The sequence below is a fragment of the Acinetobacter sp. MF4642 genome, assembly GCF_002018925.1.
GTDB classification, from domain to species: Bacteria; Pseudomonadota; Gammaproteobacteria; order Pseudomonadales; family Moraxellaceae; genus Acinetobacter; species Acinetobacter johnsonii.
In genome coordinates this window covers 108,066-132,636 of record NZ_MVON01000005.1, presented here as the reverse complement: position 1 = coordinate 132,636, position 24,571 = coordinate 108,066, and the positions used below count along the sequence as shown (strand labels likewise).

General features: G+C 39.2%; 19 protein-coding genes, 2 tRNA genes and 1 pseudogene. 6 read left to right on the top strand and 16 right to left on the bottom strand.

What is annotated here, in order from left to right:
- Positions 1-62: 62 nt before the first annotated feature.
- From MF4642_RS04655 to MF4642_RS04605, 12 genes and pseudogenes are all read right to left on the bottom strand, one after another.
- Positions 63-1,547 carry an arylsulfatase gene (locus MF4642_RS04655; RefSeq protein ID WP_078425457.1) on the bottom strand — a complete coding sequence of 495 codons (1,485 nt, stop codon included), beginning with the start codon at positions 1,545-1,547 and terminating at the stop codon, positions 63-65.
- Positions 1,548-1,819: 272 nt separating this feature from the next.
- Positions 1,820-2,635, bottom strand: coding sequence for an SPASM domain-containing protein (locus tag MF4642_RS04650; RefSeq protein WP_227518516.1), 816 nt, complete (start codon positions 2,633-2,635; stop codon positions 1,820-1,822).
- Positions 2,636-2,781: 146 nt separating this feature from the next.
- Positions 2,782-3,021 (bottom strand): hypothetical protein, encoded by a 240-nt coding sequence (locus tag MF4642_RS17125; protein ID WP_227518515.1) that lies wholly within the window; start codon positions 3,019-3,021, stop codon positions 2,782-2,784.
- 923 nt (positions 3,022-3,944) lie between these two features.
- Entirely contained in the window at positions 3,945-4,337 is a 393-nt protein-coding gene (locus MF4642_RS04645) for a hypothetical protein (RefSeq protein ID WP_078425456.1), read from the bottom strand.
- A gap of 442 nt (positions 4,338-4,779) precedes the next feature.
- Positions 4,780-4,968 (bottom strand): annotated as a pseudogene (locus tag MF4642_RS04640) (IS5/IS1182 family transposase); the annotation flags it as partial.
- A 231-nt stretch (positions 4,969-5,199) separates the two neighbouring features.
- Positions 5,200-6,189: a tetratricopeptide repeat protein gene (locus MF4642_RS04635; RefSeq protein ID WP_004694326.1), complete on the bottom strand. Its 990-nt coding sequence runs from the start codon at positions 6,187-6,189 to the stop codon at positions 5,200-5,202.
- Between the two features lie 11 nt (positions 6,190-6,200).
- Entirely contained in the window at positions 6,201-7,286 is a 1,086-nt protein-coding gene (locus MF4642_RS04630; protein WP_078425455.1) for a LysM peptidoglycan-binding domain-containing protein, read from the bottom strand.
- Positions 7,287-7,290: 4 nt separating this feature from the next.
- On the bottom strand, positions 7,291-10,125 hold the full coding sequence (locus MF4642_RS04625; protein ID WP_078425454.1) for a type VI secretion system Vgr family protein: 2,835 nt from the start codon (positions 10,123-10,125) through the stop codon (positions 7,291-7,293).
- A gap of 478 nt (positions 10,126-10,603) precedes the next feature.
- Positions 10,604-12,238 (bottom strand): chaperonin GroEL, encoded by a 1,635-nt coding sequence (gene groL / locus MF4642_RS04620; RefSeq protein WP_004694331.1) that lies wholly within the window; start codon positions 12,236-12,238, stop codon positions 10,604-10,606.
- A gap of 67 nt (positions 12,239-12,305) precedes the next feature.
- Complete coding sequence (groES, locus tag MF4642_RS04615) at positions 12,306-12,596, bottom strand: co-chaperone GroES (protein WP_010326285.1); 291 nt, start codon at positions 12,594-12,596, stop codon at positions 12,306-12,308.
- A 194-nt stretch (positions 12,597-12,790) separates the two neighbouring features.
- A complete protein-coding gene (locus MF4642_RS04610) occupies positions 12,791-13,567 on the bottom strand; it encodes a metallophosphoesterase family protein (RefSeq protein WP_078425453.1) in 777 nt (258 codons plus the stop codon).
- Positions 13,564-14,487 (bottom strand): diacylglycerol/lipid kinase family protein, encoded by a 924-nt coding sequence (locus MF4642_RS04605; RefSeq protein WP_078425452.1) that lies wholly within the window; start codon positions 14,485-14,487, stop codon positions 13,564-13,566. Before MF4642_RS04605 ends, MF4642_RS04610 begins: the two co-directional genes overlap by 4 nt.
- 415 nt (positions 14,488-14,902) lie before the next feature.
- Here MF4642_RS04605 and MF4642_RS04600 point away from each other — a divergent pair, with 415 nt between their 5' ends.
- Both MF4642_RS04600 and MF4642_RS04595 read left to right on the top strand, forming a co-directional pair.
- Complete coding sequence (locus MF4642_RS04600) at positions 14,903-16,735, top strand: phosphoenolpyruvate carboxykinase (GTP) (RefSeq protein WP_078425451.1); 1,833 nt, start codon at positions 14,903-14,905, stop codon at positions 16,733-16,735.
- 102 nt (positions 16,736-16,837) lie between these two features.
- On the top strand, positions 16,838-17,206 hold the full coding sequence (locus MF4642_RS04595; protein ID WP_078390144.1) for a hypothetical protein: 369 nt from the start codon (positions 16,838-16,840) through the stop codon (positions 17,204-17,206).
- A 71-nt stretch (positions 17,207-17,277) separates the two neighbouring features.
- On the opposite strand, the gene glpD is transcribed toward MF4642_RS04595, so the two are convergent.
- Complete coding sequence (gene glpD, locus MF4642_RS04590; protein WP_078425450.1) at positions 17,278-18,795, bottom strand: glycerol-3-phosphate dehydrogenase; 1,518 nt, start codon at positions 18,793-18,795, stop codon at positions 17,278-17,280.
- Positions 18,796-19,332: 537 nt separating this feature from the next.
- Here glpD and MF4642_RS04585 point away from each other — a divergent pair.
- Entirely contained in the window at positions 19,333-20,652 is a 1,320-nt protein-coding gene (locus tag MF4642_RS04585; protein WP_004694344.1) for an MFS transporter, read from the top strand.
- 171 nt (positions 20,653-20,823) lie between these two features.
- Positions 20,824-21,252 carry a hypothetical protein gene (locus tag MF4642_RS04580; RefSeq protein WP_078425449.1) on the top strand — a complete coding sequence of 143 codons (429 nt, stop codon included), beginning with the start codon at positions 20,824-20,826 and terminating at the stop codon, positions 21,250-21,252.
- 25 nt (positions 21,253-21,277) lie between these two features.
- Here the strand turns inward: MF4642_RS04580 and MF4642_RS04575 are convergent, their stop codons facing one another.
- Complete coding sequence (locus MF4642_RS04575; RefSeq protein ID WP_078425448.1) at positions 21,278-21,964, bottom strand: class I SAM-dependent methyltransferase; 687 nt, start codon at positions 21,962-21,964, stop codon at positions 21,278-21,280.
- 250 nt (positions 21,965-22,214) lie between these two features.
- Entirely contained in the window at positions 22,215-23,063 is an 849-nt protein-coding gene (folD, locus tag MF4642_RS04570; protein WP_010326278.1) for a bifunctional methylenetetrahydrofolate dehydrogenase/methenyltetrahydrofolate cyclohydrolase FolD, read from the bottom strand.
- Positions 23,064-23,215: 152 nt separating this feature from the next.
- Between folD and MF4642_RS04565 the strand changes: the two genes are divergently transcribed.
- Together MF4642_RS04565 and MF4642_RS04560 are read left to right on the top strand one after the other, a co-directional pair.
- A tRNA-Cys gene (locus MF4642_RS04565) sits at positions 23,216-23,289 on the top strand.
- Between the two features lie 10 nt (positions 23,290-23,299).
- Positions 23,300-23,385, top strand: a tRNA-Leu gene (locus tag MF4642_RS04560).
- Between the two features lie 139 nt (positions 23,386-23,524).
- Here the strand turns inward: MF4642_RS04560 and MF4642_RS04555 are convergent.
- A complete protein-coding gene (locus MF4642_RS04555; RefSeq protein WP_078425447.1) occupies positions 23,525-24,430 on the bottom strand; it encodes a helix-turn-helix transcriptional regulator in 906 nt (301 codons plus the stop codon).
- Between the last annotated feature and the right edge of the window lie 141 nt (positions 24,431-24,571).

Genomic DNA, 24,571 nt, shown 5'->3' with positions numbered 1-24,571 from the left:
ATGAACTCCCCCAAGCATCAAAAAAAGGGAGCCAAATTACTTCGGCTCCCTTTTGAGATAATTTACTTCTTTTGGCTCTGCAAATTTTTAATTAACTCACTAAAATCAAGTGTTGCAGCTTTTTGTACAGGTGGATAATCCATCAAAGATTTAATGTGTGAACCCAGTAGTGCCTCTAAAGGTTCAGAAATCCATTGCTTGGTTTGAATAATATCTGAACGGTCTCTGATACTATCAAATGTCTCAAATGGGTCTTGGCGAAGGTTGTACATCATTGGAAATTTTTGCTTTTGATATTGGTCGTAATAATTTTCACTGGTTTCAAAATGAACTTTCCATTGATTAATACGAACTGCACGTAAAATCGATTCATGATAGTACAGAAAATTATCTCGCATACTCTCTTTTGATTTTCCCGTCCAATAGTCGATATTGTTTACACCATCAATAATTTGCTTACGATTGGTTTTCATCTCCTCGACTACATTTTTATTCCCTGCGACATTCGCCAAAGTTGTAAACAGATCCATATGCGACTGAATGCCGTGCTTCACTTGTCCCGCAGGAATATGTCCCGGCCATCGCACCATCATTGGCACACGTACTCCCCCTTCATAAGTGGTCATTTTTTCACCACGGAACGGTGTGGTTCCACCATGATTTTTTGCACTGTGCTCAGGGCCATTATCGGTGGTATAAACAATGATAGTGTTATCCAACACCCCCATCTTCTTCATATCATCCAAGAGTTGACCGACTTGCATATCGTGTTCAACCAAACCACTGCCGTATAAATCATCTTCTGAGGTGGCTTTGGCAGCTAAGTAACGATGCTCAGGACGTAAATGGGTAAACATGTGCATACGACTTGGATTCAGCCACACAAAAAACGGCTTGTCCGATTTTTTACTGCGCTTCATAAAATCGACACTGGCAGCGATAAATTCATCATCCACCGTTTCCATACGTTTACGGGTTAAAGGGCCTGAGTCTTTACACTTTTGTTTACCCATCACACCAAAACGAGGATCGATAGTTCCATCATTATCGTTGGACGAATAACAGTGTAATACACCACGTGTTCCATACTGATTCACAAATTCAGGATCTTTTGGATAATCATACTGTTCAGGAAATTCTTCAGTATTTAAATGATATAAATTACCAAAGAATTCATCAAAACCATGTACTGTCGGTAAGCTATCATTTCGATCACCCAAATGATTTTTACCAAACTGACCACTCATATAACCTAACGGTTTGAGTACTTCTGCCAAAGTCGGTGTTGCAGCTTTAATCCCTAAAGGTGAATCTGGACGACCGACTGTGGTCATACCTGAACGAATCGGATACTGACCTGTAATAAATGCTGCACGTCCAGCGGTTGAACTTGGCTGTGCATAGTGATCGGTAAACATCACGCCTTCTTTGGCAATACGATCAATATTCGGCGTGTCATAGCCCATAACACCATGACTATAAGCACTGACGTTCTGCCAGCCTACATCATCGGACATGATCACTAAAATATTGGGTGGTTTCGCCATAAGTGCTGTTGAAAGTAATGCTCCACCTACCAAAGCTAAAGAGCGAGAAATTAAGTTTTTTGCATGGTATTTTCCTTAAACACATTCGTATAAAACGAATTTTCATCCTTGTTTCAAACCCTATTTGCACTAAACCTAGAATAATATTAGTGCCTTACACATTTAATTTTTAGAAAAAGCATTTTCTAAAAACCAGTGACAACTGTTTCCTAATACGGTCATATCCATTTAGAAATTTCATTTTTAGCTAAAAGTGCAGTATGAAAAAAACGTTATAAACCTGAGCAAAGATAATGTAGACCCGCCTCTCCATCAGGGTTTTTTAGAAAACGGTCTTTCGGACAATCGCCCCAGCAATATTGAAGATATGGACATTTTTGGCAGTATTCTGGCAGTGACTTCGATTTGGCGTATGCAAATTTCTTTTGTCGCTCAGAAAAAACTAAATCGCCTTGGTGAATCTCGCGAATATTGCCCAATTTGTATTCGGGATAAACAAAATGATCACAAGAGAAGAGGTCGCCATTGTGCTCGACCGCCAAGGATTTTCCGCAAATTTGACCCGACACACATTTCTGCGCCCCATAGCCGAACATCATTGAAACCATGTTTTCAAACTGGTCGATAAAGACCTGCCCAAAGTCTTTCTGTAACCATTCTTTCCACACAGTTGAAAGGAATATGCCCCAATCATCGGCAGCAATCGTCCAGTCTGTCACCACAGAGTCTGAGCTGCCCGGTTGCGCTGCTGAACTGCCCAATTTAGGTAAATCTTGAGGATTCCAATGGCCTGGTGCTGTCTGCTGAAACTGGGCACTTTCCATTCCTGGAATCAGTTGAATCATGCGCGGTCTCACCTGATCTCGAATAAAACGATAAACCTCTAACGGTCGTTTCGCATTATCTCGGTTCACCACACATAAGGCATTAAACGGAACTTGATACTGGCGCAATAACGCAGCAGCCTGCATGACTTTGGCATGCGTCGGTTTTCCACCTTTGTTATAGCGATGGATATCATGTAACTCGGCAGGCCCATCTATGGATAAACCTACCAAAAAATCATGCTGTTTTAAAAATGCACACAAGTCTTCATCCAATAAAGTGCCATTGGTTTGTAAGTCATTTTCAATACGCTGATGAGGTTTGGCATATTTTTTTGCAGCTCAACCACCCGCTGAAAAAACTCCAACCCCATAAGCGTCGGCTCACCACCCTGCCAACTGAAAACCATTTAATTGCCCGTTTGCGCTTCGATATATTGCTTAATATGTAACTCAAGCATCGACTCAGACATACGCGGAACTTTTGGTTGCTGTAACATGTCTTGTTTATGCAAATAGAAGCAATAACTACAGTCTAAGTTGCACTGTGCCCCAGTGGGTTTGATCATCACGTGATAGCGATAGGTTTGTCCCTGCACTTGCAGGCTTCTTAAAGGCGGAGATTCAGCCTGTATAGGTATCATTCGCAATTTTAGAGTCCTCATTTTTTTCAGCGTTCAGGCACAAATTCACAACTGTACAAAACCATGTACACAAGTTATTTTGCGAAAAGAGATCTGGTAGTTTCATTCCATTCACTGCATGAAGTCGGCTAAAGACCCAAGCCATTTTTTGTTTTGAATGGATTAACCAGAGTGACCGTTGCCGTTAAACATGCAACAGGAAGGCTGCTATATGATGAGCTTGCAAATCTTTTGATAATTTCAATGTTTTATAATTCATTCTCTTCTTATCCCTAAGCTTAATTTTCATCAGCAAAACCACTGTGTAAGAGTAAAAATCAACAGCCAATTCCAATTTAGGCATGCTGAAAAATACTGACCCATCTCACACAGTTGCATTGCTTGGTAGAGCACGTTATCAAACTTTGAAAATAGAAAAACCACTCAAAAGAATGGTAATTGCATTTTTTATGGTCTCTTTTTATTAAAGCTTTCTTCGGATTAAGATCATGTCTTAGAAATTATTATCTTTTGTAGTGCACATGATGAATTTGCTTGTAAAATTAGGTTTTTTAATTGATTTTCTTAAAACTTAGTAGAGAAATATATAGATAGCCTTACATTGTACAACAGCTATATGAACTTCATACAAAATTGATATTGAGGCATGTTCAATCATGGGTGTGCTTGCCCAATTGAACAGAAACCGTTTTGAAATTATCAATAATAAGGGGTGTCTATTTGTTCGAAGCTTTGTTGCACAAAGCCGCCTAATACCAGAACAATAAGAGAATAGGGAAAATCCTATATCCTGCTCAATTCAAGCAGTTCAGCTCAATCCACTTTTAATAATTGATAGTAGCGTAAAAAACTCATACAAATACAATACCTCGAAAAGGCTGTTTTGTTAAAGGTTTTCATTCAAAGTGAATTTTTTATAAAATCTATTGCTAGTAATTCCAAAAAATAATTGTAAAAATTATTATCAGGATCATAAAAAACATAGATACTTTAATGTAATTCCATAGTTTTTTATGGTGATCTATAATACATATACTTGTTTTCAAATTAATATTACTAAATATTAAGAAACTTCTTTTTTTAAAAAATTTTTCTAAAGAGTTTCTAGAAAAAAAATCTATTACATTAATCATTATAACTGCTGTTATAACCAACTCAATATTAGATATATCCATAGATTTGTTTTTATAAATATCTATACCGAAAATTTTCTTCTTTAATACTTCATTACTATTTATATATTTTGATGCCATTTGATGAAATATAGCCCAAAAGATAATACTTAATATTAGTAAAATAACTATTAAATCTTTTATATTCATTTTAATCTTTCATATCCATATTCTACAACTGCTTGACCTGTTACTCCACCAACATATCCTCAGATAAGAGTACCTCCAACTGCTATAACTCCTACAACGGCCAGAACAGGAAGGCCAACAGTTCCTCCAACAACGCCTATTACTACACCACCGATGGCTGTTCCAATGCTCCCTCCAATTCTTGCACCTAATAGGCCGCCATTAATTTTACCAGTTTGTTTTAAAATTTCTTTCCTTGTACCATCTGGAACACCTTTTTCATAGACCTAAGCCACTGAATTTACACTCCCATAAATATCCCAAGCAAAAACTAATCTTCCACCCCAATTTAAACTTTTACTTACTTTTTATGTTTCATCCATGTTTTTAATATAGTCATCGATACTACTATAATTTTTTGCACAAAGATTTAAAAAATAAAATACCCCTAAGCGACTCAAATTTAAGTGACAACTTGGGTGTGAGCTCGGTCTAATTCTGTAAATTTATTTAAGACTGCCACACGTGCATGAATCTCGTTGACTTAGCTGTCAAAATTCCTAGCGCTGAGTTTATCGCCTAATAATTTGATACAATGCATCTTAGTTTCGACCAAACTGCGCAGATGATACCCAGACCACTTTTTCATCAGTCTGCTCATTAAATTATTGAACGAGATGATAATATTTTCCAGCATTAAAACTATGAAAATAGAAATTCCAGTTCGAACCAAAATTCAGCAATAAACTTCCATCATCATGTGGTACGACACTAAAGCCTTCAAATGGAACGCTATATTGGTCATACACAACTGAAGCTGGTAGTTGGTGTTTGCGTCTATCGCTGCTTTTTCAACTATCAATTCTTCACAGTTCCAAATTTATTACTTTTTTCCTTCCTCTTCATCCTTAATCTCCCATTTACTATTAGGATCATCTATTACAATTTGTATTTTCTCGCCATTCTTTAAAATTCGAATATTTTCTTTAACGACTTTACTCTCTAACTCAAGCAACTTGCTTCTAGCTATCTCTAACCCGAACTCATTCGCTAAAGTATAATAAGCATATGCAAGGTCAAAATTTTGTTCTACTCCATCACCTTTTTCATACAATGAGGCTAAATTATAAGCAGCACGAGGTTCATTATTCTCTACTGCCTTTTCGTACCAGTAGACAGCTTTCGTCATAGACTTATCTATTACCTCTCCTTTCTTATACATAACTGCAACATTAAATTGTGAAGGTGCATAATTTTTTTCAGCAGCCTTTAAAGAGTATTCAAAATATTTATGTTTATCTTTTATCCCCCCCCAACCCTCATAATAACAATTAGCAGTATTTGCAGCTCCCAAACCGTAGTCTAAGTTTGCTGATTTTTCATAATATTCACATGCTTTTTTAAGATCCCTTTCAAAATAAAATCCGTTAAAATACATAAATCCAATTGAGTTAATAGCCTCTGGCACGTTTTTATTCATTGCTTTTGTAAAATAAGTATAAGCTTTTTCATAGTCCTGTTTAACTCCATTTCCATGAGCATATAAACTCCCCATATTATTTTCAGCTACCCCATTATTATTCTTAATTGCCTTTTCATACCAATGAACTGCTTTTTTAATGTCCATCTTTTGATTTAAATAGCCATTCTCAAAGACAACCCCTACTAAATTCTGCGCAATAGGATCATTATCTTCAGCCTTAGCTAATAAAGCATTGAAATAATTTAACTTTTCATTATCATCTTGACTCTTTATTACTTCATCAATTTCAGATAAATCAATATATTGACCTTCCGCGCTAGCTTTATCCGCATTAACATCACAACCTGTTAGGCTCAATGTCAATATCAATGCAGTAAACAAAAACTTCATTTAAAAGAGTCCTATTTTGTTAAAGGAATGACAAATGTATAACTAAGGTTATGTTGAATATTAGCTCCCATACCAACTCCAGCTTCAAGTCCCCCGCCCATTGTGGTTCCTTCATTAAAGTCTCCATCAAATATTTTTTCTGGAGTTAAACCTGAAGCTGCAACAGTTGAAGCACCAACCAATGCATATGTATTAACATTCATAGAATATCCAAAACCAGCTAAATCATCTAAACTTTTAGCCTCACTTAATAAATAACCTCCTTCTACAGAAACAGAAGGAGTTCCTTGTACACCAGATACCCCAGGAGCAAGAAATATTCCCCACTGACCTTTCGGTGTTCGTGCCACTCCAATTTGGATACTAGCACCCACCCCAATAACCGCAGCAATTGCTCCAGATACATTTACATACATAAGTTGAGCCCCTTTCACATCTACTTCAATTTCCACTACAACTTTAGAGTTATTTTTGGATATTTGAAATTTTTCTTTTATATACTTCTTATATTTTTTATGGTCCGCTAATTCTTTTCTTTTAGCATCTATTTCATCTTTTATGATAATAATTTGCCCTACTTTAATAGCATTTACATTAATTCCTTTATTCCTCATACTAATATCATTAACAGAAACACCATGCTGTTTTGCAATAAAATTTAAATTTTCACCCGATTTAACTGTATGTTTTATAATACTTGGATATAAATAAATATTTTTATCTAATTTTTTGTTTATAACTTGTGTTCTCCGCTCATAGCTACCCGCCACTTCTTGCTTTTGAAATGTTTTTGTATTTATTATTATTGATGGGACATTAACTATTATTGTTCTCTTCTCATCTCTACCCATTCTCTTATTATATGAAAAATAACCTATTTCCGTCCACGATTTATATGGTGTCGGAAAATCCATTACTTCAAAAACTAATTGCTCTATACCAACTATTGAGCCCCCCTTACCTTTACCATTCTTTGTAGTGAACTCAACTAGTTTTCTTTTTGTCTTTTTTTGTTCATCATTTAAAACTGATACTTTATAGCGTAACCCATCAACAGGATTCCCAGCTCTATCTTTAAAAAAAACTTCAAATTTCATAAATTTAACCTTCTACCTCATTATTTTCTGGTTCTTCAAAATCCTCATCAATAATTGACCACTCGTAAATTGGTTCATCTACTACAACCTGTATGTCCTCCTGTTTATTATCAATACTTACAAAACGTTCTGTTCTACCATATTCATCTAACACTCCAGCTTTGTAAGTTTTTTGTCCTTTCAGTAAGGCTCTATATTTTACCTCAGAAAAGTCAGTATCTTTAAAAACATCAAAAGTGTCTATGCGATTTGTAAACGAATAATTCTCTTTATTCATAGCTAAACTACTAAAACTTGGTAGTATGGACTGAACTTTAGCTCCACCTTTAAACATATGTTGTCCAGCATTAACCTCAAATTTCCCACCCGTTTTTGGAAAAATTCCTGAGCCATTCAAGGCAATCTGCGATGAGCCACCCGTAATCAAAACTTCTTTCGGACTACTGATTTCTATCCGATCTTCTGTAGACGAGATGGTAATTCCCAATTTAGCAAATACATCTAAAGCATCTGACTGTGCTTGAATTTCAACTTTACTTTGCGCGGCAATGGCTTTAATGCCACCTTGTGCAGCAAATAGACTCACTTTGCCTAAAGCTTGTCCCAAAAGATTCTTTTGGGTACTGAGGTTAATACTATCGCCCGCAGTATGGCTGATAATACCTGTGGCTGAAAGATGGATATCTTCAGGGGTACTTAAGGCAATCCCACCAACAGAACTGAGTAACATGATGGCTTTTTTATACTTGGCAACATCTTTTTCAATTTCTTCGGCAAAAGCTTTCAGTTGCTCAATCGATTCAATTTCATCGGTCTTTTGATTCTTGGCAATATCACTTAAGGCTTTACTATTGGTCTGGCTGCCTTCAAGTTGCTTTTTGGCAATCTCACTATCTAAATGTTCACCTTTGGCTTGATCTTGTTTGAAGGTCGAAAGTAGTAAGCCCTGTCCTGCACGTACTGCTCCCCATTGGTCAGTACGAAGCTCAAAGCCTTCACCACGATCATCACTTTCAGCTTTGTCTTTTGGGTGACTCAGTTTGCCCAAGTTGAGTTGGCTAGCGCCATGACTACTCTGTAACTGGCTGCTGATTTGCCCTGTCGTATCGTCAAACCTAAGTTGATTGTATCCACTGCCCTGATATTCTTTACTTTTTATCCCTGCCAACTTTTTAGTATCAGGTAGTTTACCTTTGTTGTCGAACTTGGTTGGATGGCGTTGTGCTTCATGGATACGTCCCACCACAAATGGTCGGTCGATATTACCATCAAAGAAATCAATGACCACAATCTCACCAATGCGTGGTAGGAATCTTGCCCCATAGCTCTCACCTGCCCATGGGGTCAGTACATCTACCCAAGCAGAATCCGTATCGTTATCATTGGAACCAGCACCACCATCATGAGTGTTATCTTCGTTACGTGTAAATAGGAATCGAACTTTGATGCGCCCCCATTCATCAACAAAGATTTCTTCTCCACTTGGGCCAACAACTTTGGCACGTTGTGGTGATGCTATCGGTCTATGTTGTAGCGGGTTGTAGTCTGGAACAGTAACGATGTTACGTCGTTGAAGCGTAAGTATGTTGGCTTGGCGTTCATCTATCTTATTAATTGCAATGTTGCTTTCTTGCCAATTGCTTTGTTGAAGCAAGGCATCTACTTGATCACTCAAGTCTTTAGGTAAATTATTTTGGTTGTGAAAAGTCTTAGCAGTGATTAGAAACTGTTTGTCTGCATCTAGGTGTTGATCTATTTCAGGGTGTTCATTGAACTCAAACCAGTAGCCTACATGTGCATCACGTACTGTAGAGGTTGCACAAAATTGTTTAGCTTGTGCATTGTAGTAGTGACTTAAGGTTTGATTAAACTTTTCAATCTGACCATTGCCTGATTTGGTCGCACCATCTTCACCATTTAAGTCCTGTATCCATGCAGGGCTAAAATGCCATGCCTGCTCCAAACCTAAACTGGCATTGTCATAATTTTCACTATGGTTATGCATGCTTTGAACACTTCCCGCACCTTCTTCAGTTGCCAATACATCGGCTTGCCAACGCTGTACATGTACTGAGGTCGGTTGGATTGAACGCTGACCTACAAAATGAGTAATAGAATCACTTTTTTCTACGGCACTACTGCGATGAAAGCGAATACTGCGACGGTCTAGGACGTTAAATTGCGAATTATCATCAATTAATCTTAATCTTTGCGGCTGGATCTGTTCACTAGAACTAAGCACTTTAAGCTGTGCTTCATCAATCAGCCAGTTAATACCTTCACTTCTCATCAATCGCGACAGAAAGTCAAAATCGCTTTCAGAGGCCTGCATAATAAATGGACGAACATCATAATCTTTGGTTAAGCCGCTTTTATCCAAAGTCAAACTTAAAGCGAAGAGCGCACTACGTTGCACCCATTCTTGAAACACGATTTGGATCACGTCCACAGCCGACTTATTCATAAACACGCGACTATTACGACGATGGTTCCATAAGGCTGTAGAATCTTTGACAGTCAAACGATAGATTGTAAGAGAACCATCACTCGCACCTATATCTGCTTGGGCCACAATACCTGAAACACGAGTTAACTCAGATTTGTCTGTGACAATATCAACAGCAGTTTGGCACCCAATAAATTGTTTTAATGGAATTTGAGAGTTGGTTGAAAGACAAATCAATTGTAGATGAGCCCCCTCATTAAGGCTATGCATCCCATCAATACGTTGTAGGAAAACTTGATTATTTAGAGACGTATTTGAGAATTGCACATGGATCGCACGTTTCTGTGCTGTCAATCCAAGTTGCTCTAATTCAGCATAAATATTGTTAGACATAAGAGATTTATTATTAAATTTTAGAATGTGGTCATTTATACAAATTGGCCGGAATTCTAATCTAATTACTTCCATATTTAAATGATAATTTATGTTTTTTATTGTTACTCTATTTGATTATATTCTTAGAATAGCGCAACGAAATAATTTTAAAATGGCTTAAATAACCATAAATAAATCCCCCAAAAAAAAAACACCAAACACAGCAAAAAAACTCAATATATATTTAACTTCAACAACTTATCGATAAAATATTAAATATAAATGATCAATAAATAGAACCATAATATTAATATCAAAGCCTGATAATTCTTAAATTTATTCAGATTAAAAAATGGCTAAAAAAATCAATTATTTTAATTAAACAACCTAACTAAACTACTTTAAGTATTATGAACCATAACCAATCCAACATTTACAAATAATAAAAAGGCCACATTTAAGCGGCCTTTTTACATCTAAAATAATATGGTGCAGATTACATCATTCCGCCCATACCACCCATGCCGCCCATATCAGGCATTGCAGGCTTATCTTCTGGAACGTCAGTAATCATACATTCAGTTGTCAACATTAAACCAGCTACAGATGCAGCATGCTCAAGTGCAGAACGCGTTACTTTCGCAGGGTCAAGAATACCCATTTCTAGCATGTCACCATACTCAGAAGTAGCAGCGTTATAACCGAAGTTACCTTCACCATTTTTCACAGCATTGATCACAACTGAAGGCTCATCACCCGCATTGGCAACGATTTGACGAAGTGGCGCTTCAATCGCACGACGTAAAATGTTAATACCTACGTTTTGGTCGTCATTCGCACCATTTACACCGTCAAGTGCAGCTGCAGCACGTACCAGTGCAACACCACCACCAGCAACCACACCTTCTTCAACAGCAGCACGTGTTGCATGAAGCGCATCGTCCACACGGTCTTTCTTCTCTTTCATTTCAACTTCAGTCGCTGCACCAATTTTGATCACAGCCACACCGCCTGCTAATTTAGCAACACGTTCTTGAAGTTTTTCTTTATCGTATTCAGAAGATGATTCTTCAATTTGCGCGCGGATTTGCGTAACACGTTCAGCAATTTGAGCTGCATCACCAGCACCGTCAACAATCACAGTATTCTCTTTAGACACAGTGATTTTGTGCGCAGTACCTAAGTCTTGAAGAGAAGCTTGTTCTAAAGTCATGCCTACTTCTTCAGAAATTACAGTCGCGCCCGTCAAGATTGCGATATCTTGTAACATTGCTTTACGACGGTCACCAAAACCAGGTGCTTTAACCGCACATACTTTGATAATTCCGCGCATGTTGTTAACAACAAGTGTAGCTAAGGCCTCACCTTCAACATCTTCAGCGATGATTAAAAGTGGTTTACCTGTTTTAGCTACAGCTTCAAGTACAGTAATTAATTCACGGATGTTGCTGATTTTTTTATCAACAAGCAAGATGAACGGATTTTCAAGTTCAGCCGTTAATGTGTCTTGTTTGTTTGCAAAGTATGGGCTGATATAACCACGGTCAAACTGCATACCTTCAACAACGTCCAAAGCATCTTCAAAGCCTGAACCTTCTTCAACGGTAATCACGCCTTCTTTACCTACGCGTTCCATTGCTTGTGCAATGAGTTTACCTACTGTTTCGTCAGAGTTTGCAGAGATTGAACCCACTTGTTCAATCGCTTTAGTATCAGAAGCCGGTTTTGCTGTTGCTTTAATTTCAGCAACCAATGCTTTAACAGCCAGGTCAATACCGCGTTTCAAGTCCATTGGGTTCATGCCCGCTGTTACAGACTTGATGCCTTCATTTAAAATTGCTTGAGCTAGTACAGTTGCAGTTGTTGTACCGTCACCCGCGATGTCATTGGTTTTAGAAGATACTTCACGAACCAATTGAGCGCCCATGTTCTCAAATTTGTCTTTTAGAGAAATTTCTTTCGCAACCGTTACACCATCTTTAGTGATGTGCGGCGCACCGAAAGAACGGTCGATCACAACATTACGGCCTTTAGGACCTAAAGTTACTTTTACAGCATCTGCAAGCACGTTTACGCCTGCAATCATTTTAGAACGAGCTGAATCACCAAATTTTACGTCTTTAGCTGACATACTAAACTCCAAATATTCTTAAATTTTAATCAATTGTATTGCTTAAACAGCAAATGAACGTTCTGAATTAACCTTCAAGAACCGCTAAAATATCAGACTCTTTCATCACAAGAAGTTCTTCGCCTTCGACTTTAACTTTAGTGCCTGCATATGCACCAAACAGTACATTGTCGCCCACTTTTACGTCTAAAGCACGAACGCCATTGTCTGTAATTTTGCCATTACCTACTGCAATAATTTCACCTTGAGCTGGCTGTTCAGCAGCAGAAGTACTCAAAATTAAACCACCTGCAGTTTTAGTTTCTTTCTCTACGCGGCGAATCACAACGTTGTCATGTAAAGGACGAATTTTGCTCATTTCTTGCTCCATAGACATTTTCAAAATGCCGTTGTTTACGATGTGAAGATGACTTCTTATTCCTAGGTCATCAACAAAATTTTGATATGACACTTTTGTGGGGATGGAATAAAACGCTTCAAGGGCAAACACAAAATATTTTTATATTTTTGCGCTCTTTTTAAGCAAACCCCATCAAAGTTTAAACACTCGATTCAATCTGAGGTATTTTGCTGCATCAACTCGAAGCGATTGGTTGCAGCGTTAAAGCTCAAATGTTGTACATCGGCATTCGGTAAAATAATATTCAAGCTATTGGGCAAGCCCGCATGTAAACGATAAGACGTTGCCGTTCCCGCATGAATATCCAGCACCGGATGTGATACCCCAAGTTGATAAATCTGATTCAAATCATAAACGGCAGCGTGGTGTAAATGCCCATGCAAGAGTCCATTTAAACCATGCTGGCTCCATTGCTCCAACGCAATACGACCAAGCATTGGACAGTCTTTCACACCATGACTATGGTCTGGCGGAGTATAAAAAGGCTGATGTGCGGCGATCAGTTTAATTTTGTGTGCAGGTGCTTGCTGCAACTTCAGGTCAATCTCTTGAATTTGGCTCAGTGAAATATGCCCTCGCGTATGGTAACGCCGACGAATACTATTCACACCAATAACATAAAAATGTTCAGTTTCTAAGGTGTTTTCCATCCCCCCAAAAAACAGTTGATAACGTGCAAAAGGGCTAAAAAAACGATTCCATACATGGTACAGAGGAATATCATGATTCCCCGGCACCACCAAATACGGCAGCTTCAAACTGTCTAAAAACTGCCTACAAGCATAAAACTGAATAAACCGTGCGCGCTGGGTCAAGTCCCCACTGACCACTACGGCTTCAAAAGGATGTTCCTCACATAACTGACGAATGGCCTGCAAACAGGCTTCGCGTTCGGTCCCAAAGTGTAAATCCGACAAATGTAAAATCATGCGGGAACCATAATATTTAATGCATGCTTACGTACTGTAATTTTCAGCGGTGGTGTCATCGTGACAATTTCTCCATCTACCGCAACCGTGAGCTTATTGCGCTTTGAATGAACAATCACTTCATCTGCTGCAAAACTATAAACATCGGAAGCCTGATCCAAATTGCCTTTAATCAGCTGCCATAAGGTCTTGAACAAAGTCCGCTTATCACTTTTTGCTACTACCACGCCAGCCACTTTGCCTGCTTCCGCCGCCTCGGCAATACGTAGTTTCATTTCAGCCAGTTGAAGTTGGTTATTGCCAAAGAAAATCAATGGCGTTTTCACTGGATAGCGCTGTCCATCGACTTCCACTTCAAGTTTTAACTCTTTACGGTCGCGGATGAGAACATCCAATGCCGAGGTATACGCATGCAATGGAAAACGTCCAAAATGCTTATTAAACTGTTCTCTTTTTTGAATAAATAAAGGATAAAGCCCTAAACTGGCATTGTTCAGATATATATGTTGATTCAACTGTGCCACATGTACAGAACGTGGCTGCCCTTCACTAATGGCTTTGGCCGCTTCTAATAAATCCAACGGAATATTCAACACTCGCGCAACATAGTTAAAGGTACCTAGAGGCAAAATCCCCATGGGAATATCCGTTCCCATCAATTTAGATGCAACTGCATTTAAAGTACCATCCCCACCTGCAGCAACCACGACCCCTACATTTTCCGCTTGACGATGGCGTAGTAAAATCTCTTGCATCATCTGATCAAAGTTCATGCACTCACTTAACTCAAATGACTGTATTTCAAAACCCGCGGTACTCAGATCTGCTACCAACTGTTCATATACTTCATCTTTATTTGCGGCATGAAAACCTGATTTTTTATTATAAATAAGTGATAAAGGTTTGAGTTGCTCTGACATTTTGCACCTAAACTTGAAGTAATTGCTCTATTTTTGTCCAAATATTCAACACTTAACAGTTTTGTTATGTAAAATTCAAATGACTACCATTTATTTAATCAATAATAAATCTCAATCACAAAATAAATGCAAATATATGATTTTAATACTAATATCTTAAATGAATAATCCTCATAAATATAATAAATACACAAAATAAAAGTCAAAAATTAAACCAAACTATTGTTTTTTAATAGTTAAAATGGAGCAACCCCATCGAACTGTTCATAATTTAGATACGCCTTTGGTCTTATTTTTTTTATCAAATTATGCTTTAATACAGCCACTTTTTTTTCATCTTTTCATCTCTGCAGTAAATTTTATTGCTGAGATTGTACTTTGTACAAACGTGTACATATTTGAGATAGGCCTCACCATGACCCAAGTGAACGCACCAGAATTCGTTCGTCACCCTAAGCTTATTGCGTGGGTGGAAGAAATTGCAAAATTAACAAAACCAGCGAAAATTGAATGGTGTGACGGCAGCGAAGAAGAATATCAACGTTATATCAACTTGATGATCGCTAACGGCACAATGCAAGCGCTTAACCAAGAAACGCATCCTGGTTCTTATCTTGCTAATTCTGATCCTTCTGACGTTGCTCGTGTTGAAGGTCGTACTTACATCTGCTCTGAAAAACAAGAAGATGCTGGTGCAACAAACAACTGGGAAGAGCCTGCTGAAATGCGTGCCCGCCTAAATGGTTTGTTTGACGGTTCAATGGCAGGTCGTACTTTATATGTAGTACCGTTCTCTATGGGCCCATTGGGTTCTCATATTGCGCACATTGGTATCGAATTAACTGACTCTCCATATGTAGCAGTTAGCATGTCTAAAATGGCTCGCATGGGTAAAGCTGTTTATGACGTTCTTGGTACAGACGGTGAATTTATTCCTTGCGTACATACTGTTGGTGCGCCGCTTGCTGATGGCGAAAAAGATGTTGCATGGCCTTGCAACCATGAAAAATACATCGTGCATTACCCAGAAACACGTGAAATCTGGTCTTACGGTTCTGGTTACGGCGGTAACGCATTGTTAGGTAAAAAATGCTTAGCTTTACGTATTGCGTCTTCTATGGGTCGTCAACAAGGTTGGTTAGCAGAACATATGCTGATTCTTGGTGTGACTAATCCTCAAGGTGAAAAACACTACATCGCAGCAGCATTCCCTTCTGCTTGTGGTAAAACAAACTTCGCAATGTTGATTCCACCAGCAGGCTACGAAGGTTGGAAAATTGAAACTGTTGGTGACGATATTGCTTGGATCAAACCAGGTGAAGACGGTCGCTTATACGCAATCAACCCAGAAGCAGGCTTCTTCGGTGTAGCGCCTGGTACAAATACCAAGACCAACCCGAACTGCATGGCAACATTGACTAAAGATGTCATCTATACCAACGTTGCGGTAACTGACAATGGTGAAGTATGGTGGGAAGGTCTAACTAAAGAAGCACCTGCTAACCTGACCAACTGGAAAGGTCAACCTCACACTGGCGCAGAAAAAGCGGCTCATCCAAATGCGCGCTTCACTGTTTCAGCTGGTCAATGTCCTTCTATTGATGCTGACTGGGAAAATCCAGCCGGTGTTCCAATTTCAGCGTTCATCTTTGGTGGTCGCCGTGCGGACACAGTGCCTCTAATTTCAGAAGCATTTGACTGGGTAGATGGTGTTTACAAAGCTGCAACTATGGGCTCTGAAACAACTGCAGCTGCCGTTGGCCAACAAGGTATTGTTCGTCGTGACCCATTCGCAATGCTTCCATTTGCGGGTTACAACATGGCGGATTACTTCTCTCACTGGTTAGAGCTTGGTGAAGAAGTTGCAGCGAAAGCTAAAGCTGCGGGCAACAAACTTCCAGGCATCTACAACGTGAACTGGTTCCGTCGTGATGCTGAAGGCAACTTCGTATGGCCTGGTTTCGGTCAAAACATGCGTGTTCTTGAGTGGATTATTGACCGTTGTGAAGGCCGTGCTGATGCAGTTGAAACACCAATTGGTTTAGTTCCAACTTATGAACAGTTGAACTGGACAGGTTCTGACTTCACTAAAGCCCAATTTGACCTTGTGACTTCTCAAGACAAAGATCAATGGATCAAAGAGCTTGAAAGCCATACTGAGCTATTCGACAAACTTGGTGAACGCCTACCAGCTGCACTTAAAGCTCGCCAAAACGAACTTTTAGATGCTGTTAAGCAATATGCTTAATCTTTAAATTAAGCCAAAAAAGACCGCGTAAGCGGTCTTTTTTTAATCTATTTATAATTTTAAAACTTTATAACTCAACAAAAACTTATCAAGGGGTAATTCATGCTTAAAAAACTCACACTCACAATCGGTCTACTGGGTTTATCAAGCCTAGTCATGGCTCAAACAGAAGTAGCAACAACTCAGCCAGCACTTCATGTTTGCGCAATCAAAGGCACACCTGATTCAACTCAATTTGAAATCAAAAAGCGCATCAAAGTCGCTAAAGGCACTTATGGCAGCGTGGTTGAACTCTATCCGCGTTTTGCTGAGCGTGCACATCAAGTCGGTGGTAATGTCGTCATCAACTACAATGCCAGCCAACGTTTTGGCTTTTGGCCTTGGCGTATTGTTCGCCCAGTCGTTTGGGGAACGGCTGTAAAATGGAAGACACCTGTAGACTGTAAACAGCTCGGCGGTATCGAAATTTAAATCTAAAAAAGCCGCGATAGCGGCTTTTTTAATAGAACGAAATCAACTGTATCCATTACACATACTTAACACTATGCAGCATCCCCCTGCATACGACGCAGGTGTAAATCCTGCAAGTAGATGTCTAAAGCTTGAGTTTCTAGTGCATCAAATTTTAAATACAGTTTAGTCCGTCGTTTTAAAATATCTTCACTGCTGACAGCCCACTCACGTTTCACCACATAATCCACTTCTTGCTGATACAAACCATGGCCAAAAGACTGCCCAAAAGTTTGTACATCTTTGTTCTCACCGAGCATATGCCACACTCGACTACCATAACTGTTTGCCCAACGATGCGCTGTTTGAGACTCTAGCCCTTTGATTTCATGCATCAACTCTGCACATAAAACCTCGACTGAACTAAAACCTTCCGCACCTGGGAGTTTTGCCTCAGCCGTCCATTCCGCTTTCATGTGTGGAAAATAACGTTTCAGCTGTAGCAAAGCCGCTTCCGCCAACTTGCGATAAGTCGTTAGCTTTCCACCATAAACAGATAACAATGGCGCTTCATGTGCAACAGGCTTAGACATCGCCAGTACATAATCACGTGTCACTTTAGAGGCTTGGGTACTTGCATCATCATACAGCGCCCTTACGCCTGCAAAGCTTGACATCACATCTCCTTGCTGTAATTGAAGCTTGAAATGGTCATTAATCACATCAATCAAATAAGCCGTTTCCTGCTCGGTAATATTGACATGATTTGCATCACCCTCAAACTCTACGTCCGTGGTACCAATCAGGCTGTATTCATCTAAATAAGGAATTACAAACACAATTCGTTGATCGTCATTTTGTAAAATAAACGCATGCTGTTCAGGGTATAAACGCTTCACAATGATATGACTGCCCTGAACCAATCGAATGCCTGCCTTTGGGGTTTGGGACAGTTGCTGTTGAATAAAATCTGTGACCCATGCACCAGTTGCATTAACTAAAGTTCGAGCTTTAATTTGGTAATGTCGTTTTTGATGCTCCAACGTTAGGCACCACACACCCTCCTGCTGAACCGCAGAAATGCATCGCGTTTGTGTCCGAATTTGAGCCCCTAGCTCATGTGCTTGGATTGCATTAACTACCACCAAACGCGCATCATCCACAGTACAATCTGAATATTCGAATCCACGTTTAATGGTGTCTTTTAAGGGACTGTCGACATTAAAATGAACAAGCTCTGAACCCTCTAATGTTTCTCGTTTTGCCAAATAGTCATAGATAAATAAGCCTGAACGAATTAGCCATGCAGGGCGCAAATAAGGCAAATGCGGCATAATAAAACGCATAGGATGGATCAAGTGTGGGGCTTTTTTTAACAGGACTTCACGCTCTAATAGCGCTTCACGTACTAAACGAAATTCTTTTTGTTCGAGATAACGCAATCCACCATGAATGAGCTTACTACTGGCTGAAGACGTATGACTGGCTAAGTCATCTTTTTCACAGACGAAAACACTTAAACCACGCCCTACAGCATCATTTGCAATGCCCACCCCATTGATGCCCGCGCCCACAACGGCAATATCATAAATGGCATCTGTGTCTTGCATATTCACCTCTCTCATTGAGTTATTGTGTTATTTTTGTTCTTCACCCTAAACTTAACATCAAAATCCAACCTTGTCATATTCCAAAGCCAGTCAAATCAGAGAAAATTCGTTACTCTAAATAAATTAATAACCGCATCTATTTTTAGAATTTAATTTTTAATTTTGACTATTCAGTGAAAAATCGACTAATTTCCATGCTAAAAAACAATTTCCTTTCTAAAAATCAACATTCACCATAAAATTAAAAAGCACTATAACCCCTTGTATTTTAATTGACTATTCACACATTGAAAAATAACAAGGGTTTGTTCTAGATAAGTAAAATGATAATTTCCCATTAAAATAAAGATATTCATTAGAAAAACTTAACAGCATATAAATCATACCAGAATTTAGACTAAAGTCGAATGAAGTCCAAGAATAAGGGGCGTATAACGAAACAGAATTTTTTGTTTAATCTTAAAATATATTGTTTTAACTTTTTCTATTTAAAAAGTTAAAAGATGTATTTTCCGAACTTCTCCTTGGGAAATTTTTGTGACTGATCTATCTCCCCAAACTGCTCCAGTAAGCATCGATAAAAAAACCCGTTTAAAATCGATTCTCGGTGGTTCAGCTGGCAACTTAGTTGAATGGTATGACTGGTATGTCTATGCCGCATTTACCTTATATTTCGCGCCACAGTTTTTCCCTGAAGGGGATGACACGGTAAAACTCTTACAAGCTGCAGCCGTCTTTGCACTGGGCTTCCTGATGCGTCCTATTGGCGCGTGGATCATGGGAATCTATGCAGACCGTAAAGGACGTAAATCAGGTCTTACCCTGTCTGTATCTTTAATGTGTGTGGGATCTTTGATTATTGCCTGTGCACCTACCTATGCCAGTGTGGGTATGCTCGCACCTGCCTTATTACTCTTTGCCCGTTTATTGCAAGGTTTAAGTGTTGGTGGAGAGTACGGTTCAAGCGCAACCTATTTAACGGAAATGGCTGGAAAAAACCATCGTGGTTTCTTCTCTAGTTTTCAGTATGTGACTCTCATTTCAGGTCAGCTCTTGGCGCTGTGTGTGCTGATCATTTTACAACGCACCATGAGCGAAGCACAGTTATCTGAATGGGGCTGGCGTATTCCCTTCTTCATTGGTGCTGTACTTGCCATTGTGGTGTTCTGGATTCGTCGTGGTTTGGTTGAAACCCAATCTTCAAAAGATGCACAAGAACAGGCTAAAAATGGTGGCCCAAAATCTAGCGCACTTGCTTTATTTACCAAATATCCAAAGCAAGCATTCACTGTGATTATGCTAACTGCGGGTGGAACACTAGCATTCAACACCTTTACCACGTATTTACAAAAATACTTAGTCAACACCTCAGGTTTTGAGAAAACCACAGCCACAGAGATCACCACAGCAGCAATCTTTGTCTTCATGCTATTACAACCTGTGGTGGGCGCACTGTCTGATAAAATTGGTCGTAAACCAATTATGATCACTTTTGGTGTATTGGGTGTGCTATTCACAATTCCAATTTTCAATGGTCTAGGCTCAACCAGCAGCCCAACAACCGCATTCATGCTATGTATGAGCGGTATGGTAATTGTAACGGGTTATACCGCAATTAATGCCGTAGTCAAAGCAGAGCTCTTTCCAGCACATATTCGTGCACTAGGGGTTGCCCTACCTTATGCGATTGCAAATACCATCTTTGGTGGCACAGCAGAGCTTGTAGCGTTGAGTTTTAAAAATGCAGGACATGAAAACTACTTCTTTTACTACATCACCTTCATGATTGGTTTATCTCTACTGACTTACATCTTTATGAAAGACACCAAAAAGCACAGTATGATTACCGATCATTGATGCTTAAAGTAAGTGTGTAAGTTAATAAGCTAGACATAAAAAATGCCTTCTCGAATGAAGGCATTTTTTATGTCTGATCAATTTTTTGCCGAAACTTGATTGATTGAAATATCGTGAATTACACCTGCGTATGGCATACTAAGAACAAGAATAATGTTAGGAACTTTTTATATGAAAAATACGTATAAACTTTTAGGCTTAAGCTGTATCGTTTTAGCAGTATCTGCATGTCAAAGCACGCCTCGCCAATACAATGGCAATGTTGGCTATCAAATTGAACATCAATCCGAATCGAGTGCTACCCTTGCTTATACGCTTGCTGCTCGTAAAAATCAGCAACTCGATGAAAACAAATTACAACGTGCTTGCCAAAAAGTTTTAGGTTCACAAAAGAATTATAAATTGGCGATTTTAAGTATTAATGAAATTCCTAACACCGCAGCGGATGTTCCCGAATATGGCCGCCAAATTGGTCAAACCCGTGCCACTTTCGGTTTAAGCAATACACCCGACTTACACCAAGGTGAGAACATTGCAACACGTGAGTCACTTGAAGCACGCCCAAGCACACTACATGTTGTACGCTATACCTGCTCTTAAGACCTTCTGATATATAAAAAAGGGCTTAGTGCCCTTTTTGAGTCTCTAAAGTTCGATAAAAACTCACATTACGAAACTCTGGTGACTCATCTAGATCTGGCCAAGTTGTGGCACTACGCTCATCAAGCTTCATGTACTTCGGATGGCTAAAATTTTTAACACGACTATCCGCCACCCAAACTTCAGGTGCAAACTTTAAAAATTCATCTAAAAAGAAACGATTGCATTGATCATATAAAACATCAGCAGCCAATAGAACATCGACCTGTTCAGATTGATACAAGTCATCCAAATACTCTAGCTCTACATTATTAAGTTCTGCATTGGCACGGCAAGCATCTAAACTAACTGCATCAATATCGCAACAAATCACACGTTTTGCGCCCGCCATTTTGGCTGCAATCGCCACCACACCTGAACCTGCGCCAAAATCCAACACTACCTTATCTTTGACATGATGAGGCTCTTCCAGTAACCACTGCGCCATGGCTAGACCTGAAGCCCAACAAAAGATCCAATATGGTGTTTCATTCCAAATACGGCGAATAATTTCATCATCCAGTTTATCGGTTGGAAATACGGGAGGAATGAGCCACAAAGAAATAGATGTTTCAGGAAGCTGTTGCGCAAGCAATTCACAGCGTGGAATCACTTCATGCAAGGCGTTTAGCAAATGTTTAGGTGCTGGAGGAAATTGAAAAGTACAGCTCATAGATAAGCCTTGAAAACTTATTAGAATTTACAACAATAATTTGATACATGATATGCCATCTACAGCTGTTTAAGGCAGACCATCATTAAATAATTAATGTTTCTGCGACATATTAAATCAACGATTAAATATGTCGAGTTCTGTAGATGGCACTGGTTTTGGTTACTTTTGCCGAAACAAAAGTAACATACGAGCTACTTACATCAATAGTGACAACGAAAAGACTCCGTCATGACTCATATCAATCAAATTAACCTAAAGCTTTCTCAGCTGCTTCAACCGTTTGACGAATTAGTGTCGTAATCGTCATTGGGCCCACGCCACCTGGAACTGGCGTATACGCAGAAGCCACCTCTTCAATACCAACCAATTGAATGTCGCCTACACCACCACCATCACGTGGATGGAAACCAGCATCAACAACTACTGCACCTTGTTTAATCCAATCTTTTTGAATCAATTCAGCCTTACCAACCGCACCCACGATAATATCGGCTTGCTTTACAAAGTCAGCTAAGTTTTGAGTACGTGAGTGACAGATCGTTACGGTTGCATTGGCTTGAAGTAACATCGCAGCCATTGGCTTACCTAAAATTGCAGAACGACCTACAACAACAGCATGCTTTCCAGCAATTTCAATATTGTTTTCTTGCAAAATAGTCATAATACCTGCAGGTGTCGCAGAACCATATGCTGCCTCACCCATAGCCATACGACCAAAACCGAGACACGTTACGCCATCCACATCTTTTGCAAGAGAAATTGCATCAAAACATGCACGCTCATCAATTTGTTCAGGCACTGGATGTTGAAGCAAAATACCGTGAACATCAGGATTTGCATTCAGTTTTTCAATTTCTGCCAACAATTGTTCAGTGGTGGTCTCTTTTGGCAGTTCAACTTTAAGTGAGTCCATACCAACACGACGACAGGCATTTCCTTTCATACGTACATAAGTTGCAGATGCGCCATCGTCACCCACCAAAATAGTCGCAAGAATTGGGGTACGACCTGATTTTGCTTTGAGCGCTTCAACCCGAGTTAACAAGTCAGCTTCAATTTGTTTTGCCAATGCACGACCATCTAAAACTAATGCCACGGCACATCTCCAAGTGTTGATATGAATCAATTTTGCACATAATACATGATAATTTTAAATATTTTTCGCTATATGCTGTTTTTATGCGCATACGAATGAAAGCACTATTGTTTTTTTTTCAGAGCTTGCTAATATACGCATCAACAAGACGCGGCGGGGTGGCAGAGTGGTCATGCAGCGGACTGCAACTCCGTGGACGCCGGTTCGATTCCGACCTCCGCCTCCATCTTGTTAAAGCCCGAGTGGTGAAATCGGTAGACACAGGGGATTTAAAATCCCCCGCCCACAAAGCGTGCCAGTTCGAGTCTGGCCTCGGGCACCATACTTATAGTTCTAAGTATGGTGCATATAAAGAACCCAGCGTTAAGCTGGTTTTTTTATGCCTACAGAAAAAGCATAATGTAATGCACAAAAAAAGAGAGCACATTTGACTCTCTTAAAAATAATATCTCATTTGTTTATCACGATAAGGATGGTAATAAATAATGTTGCAGATCTTGTTCTAATTTTTCTTGAAAATGAGCTGGCTCAATAATTTTAATGTATGGAATCCAATAACGCACCAAAGGTAAAAGTTGCATTTCATGGCAAATTTGGCAGTCAATTAACAAGCCACCCGCTACATCTTCTAGTACGATTTGTTGCTCTGGCAATAACAGACGTTGCTTAAAATATAAGGCAACTTCAGGCCGAACCGATATTTTCACGGTTTGCTTATGCTTTGCAAACCAAATCCCATCACTCAGTTCTAATTGGGTTAAAACCTCTAAATGGTGCTCGAAAAGCTCCGTCTCATGTAGAACGACTTGATCTATTTTACTTAAACGATAAGCACGTAATTCATCAGCTACAGCTGCAGCCAAATACCAACTTCCCTGATGATGAATTAAACGATACGGGTCAACATGGCGCAAACGATCATTATAAATAAAACTGATTTTTTGACGCTTATGAATCGCGCCCGCAAAAACCTGAAAATGTTCAGCAAATTGCTGTGCATTTTCATAATAATAACCTTTGGCAGAGAACACTTGATTCGCACGCTCATCAAGCAGACCACGTAGAAAAGACATATCTAGAGATGGATAGAGCTCACTGATCCCAGAAAGCTGCGCAAAGTTTTGAATGTCTTGTAGCTTAAAGCGTCCAAGATAAACCGGATCTAAAAAGTACTTCTTGGTATATTCATCTTGAAGTAAAGGCAAATACGTATTGAGACGATCAAAATCTCGCTCTATCGTTCGCGTACTCACCTGAAATTCATGTGCTAGTTCTGCAACCCCTAATTGATATCCAGTATTTAATTTAGTCAAAATATTTGCTAAACGCTCCGCAAGGCGTTCATGTGTTGAAGCTTTACGCTTCATATTGCCCTCGCTGCACAATCAATGTTGTGTCTTTATTTATAGTTAAATGCCTAAGCATTATATTCAATATAAGTCACTGAATAATATTAAGTAAAAGACAAACGATTAGCTTTCAAGCTATGTCATGTTTTTATCAACAAA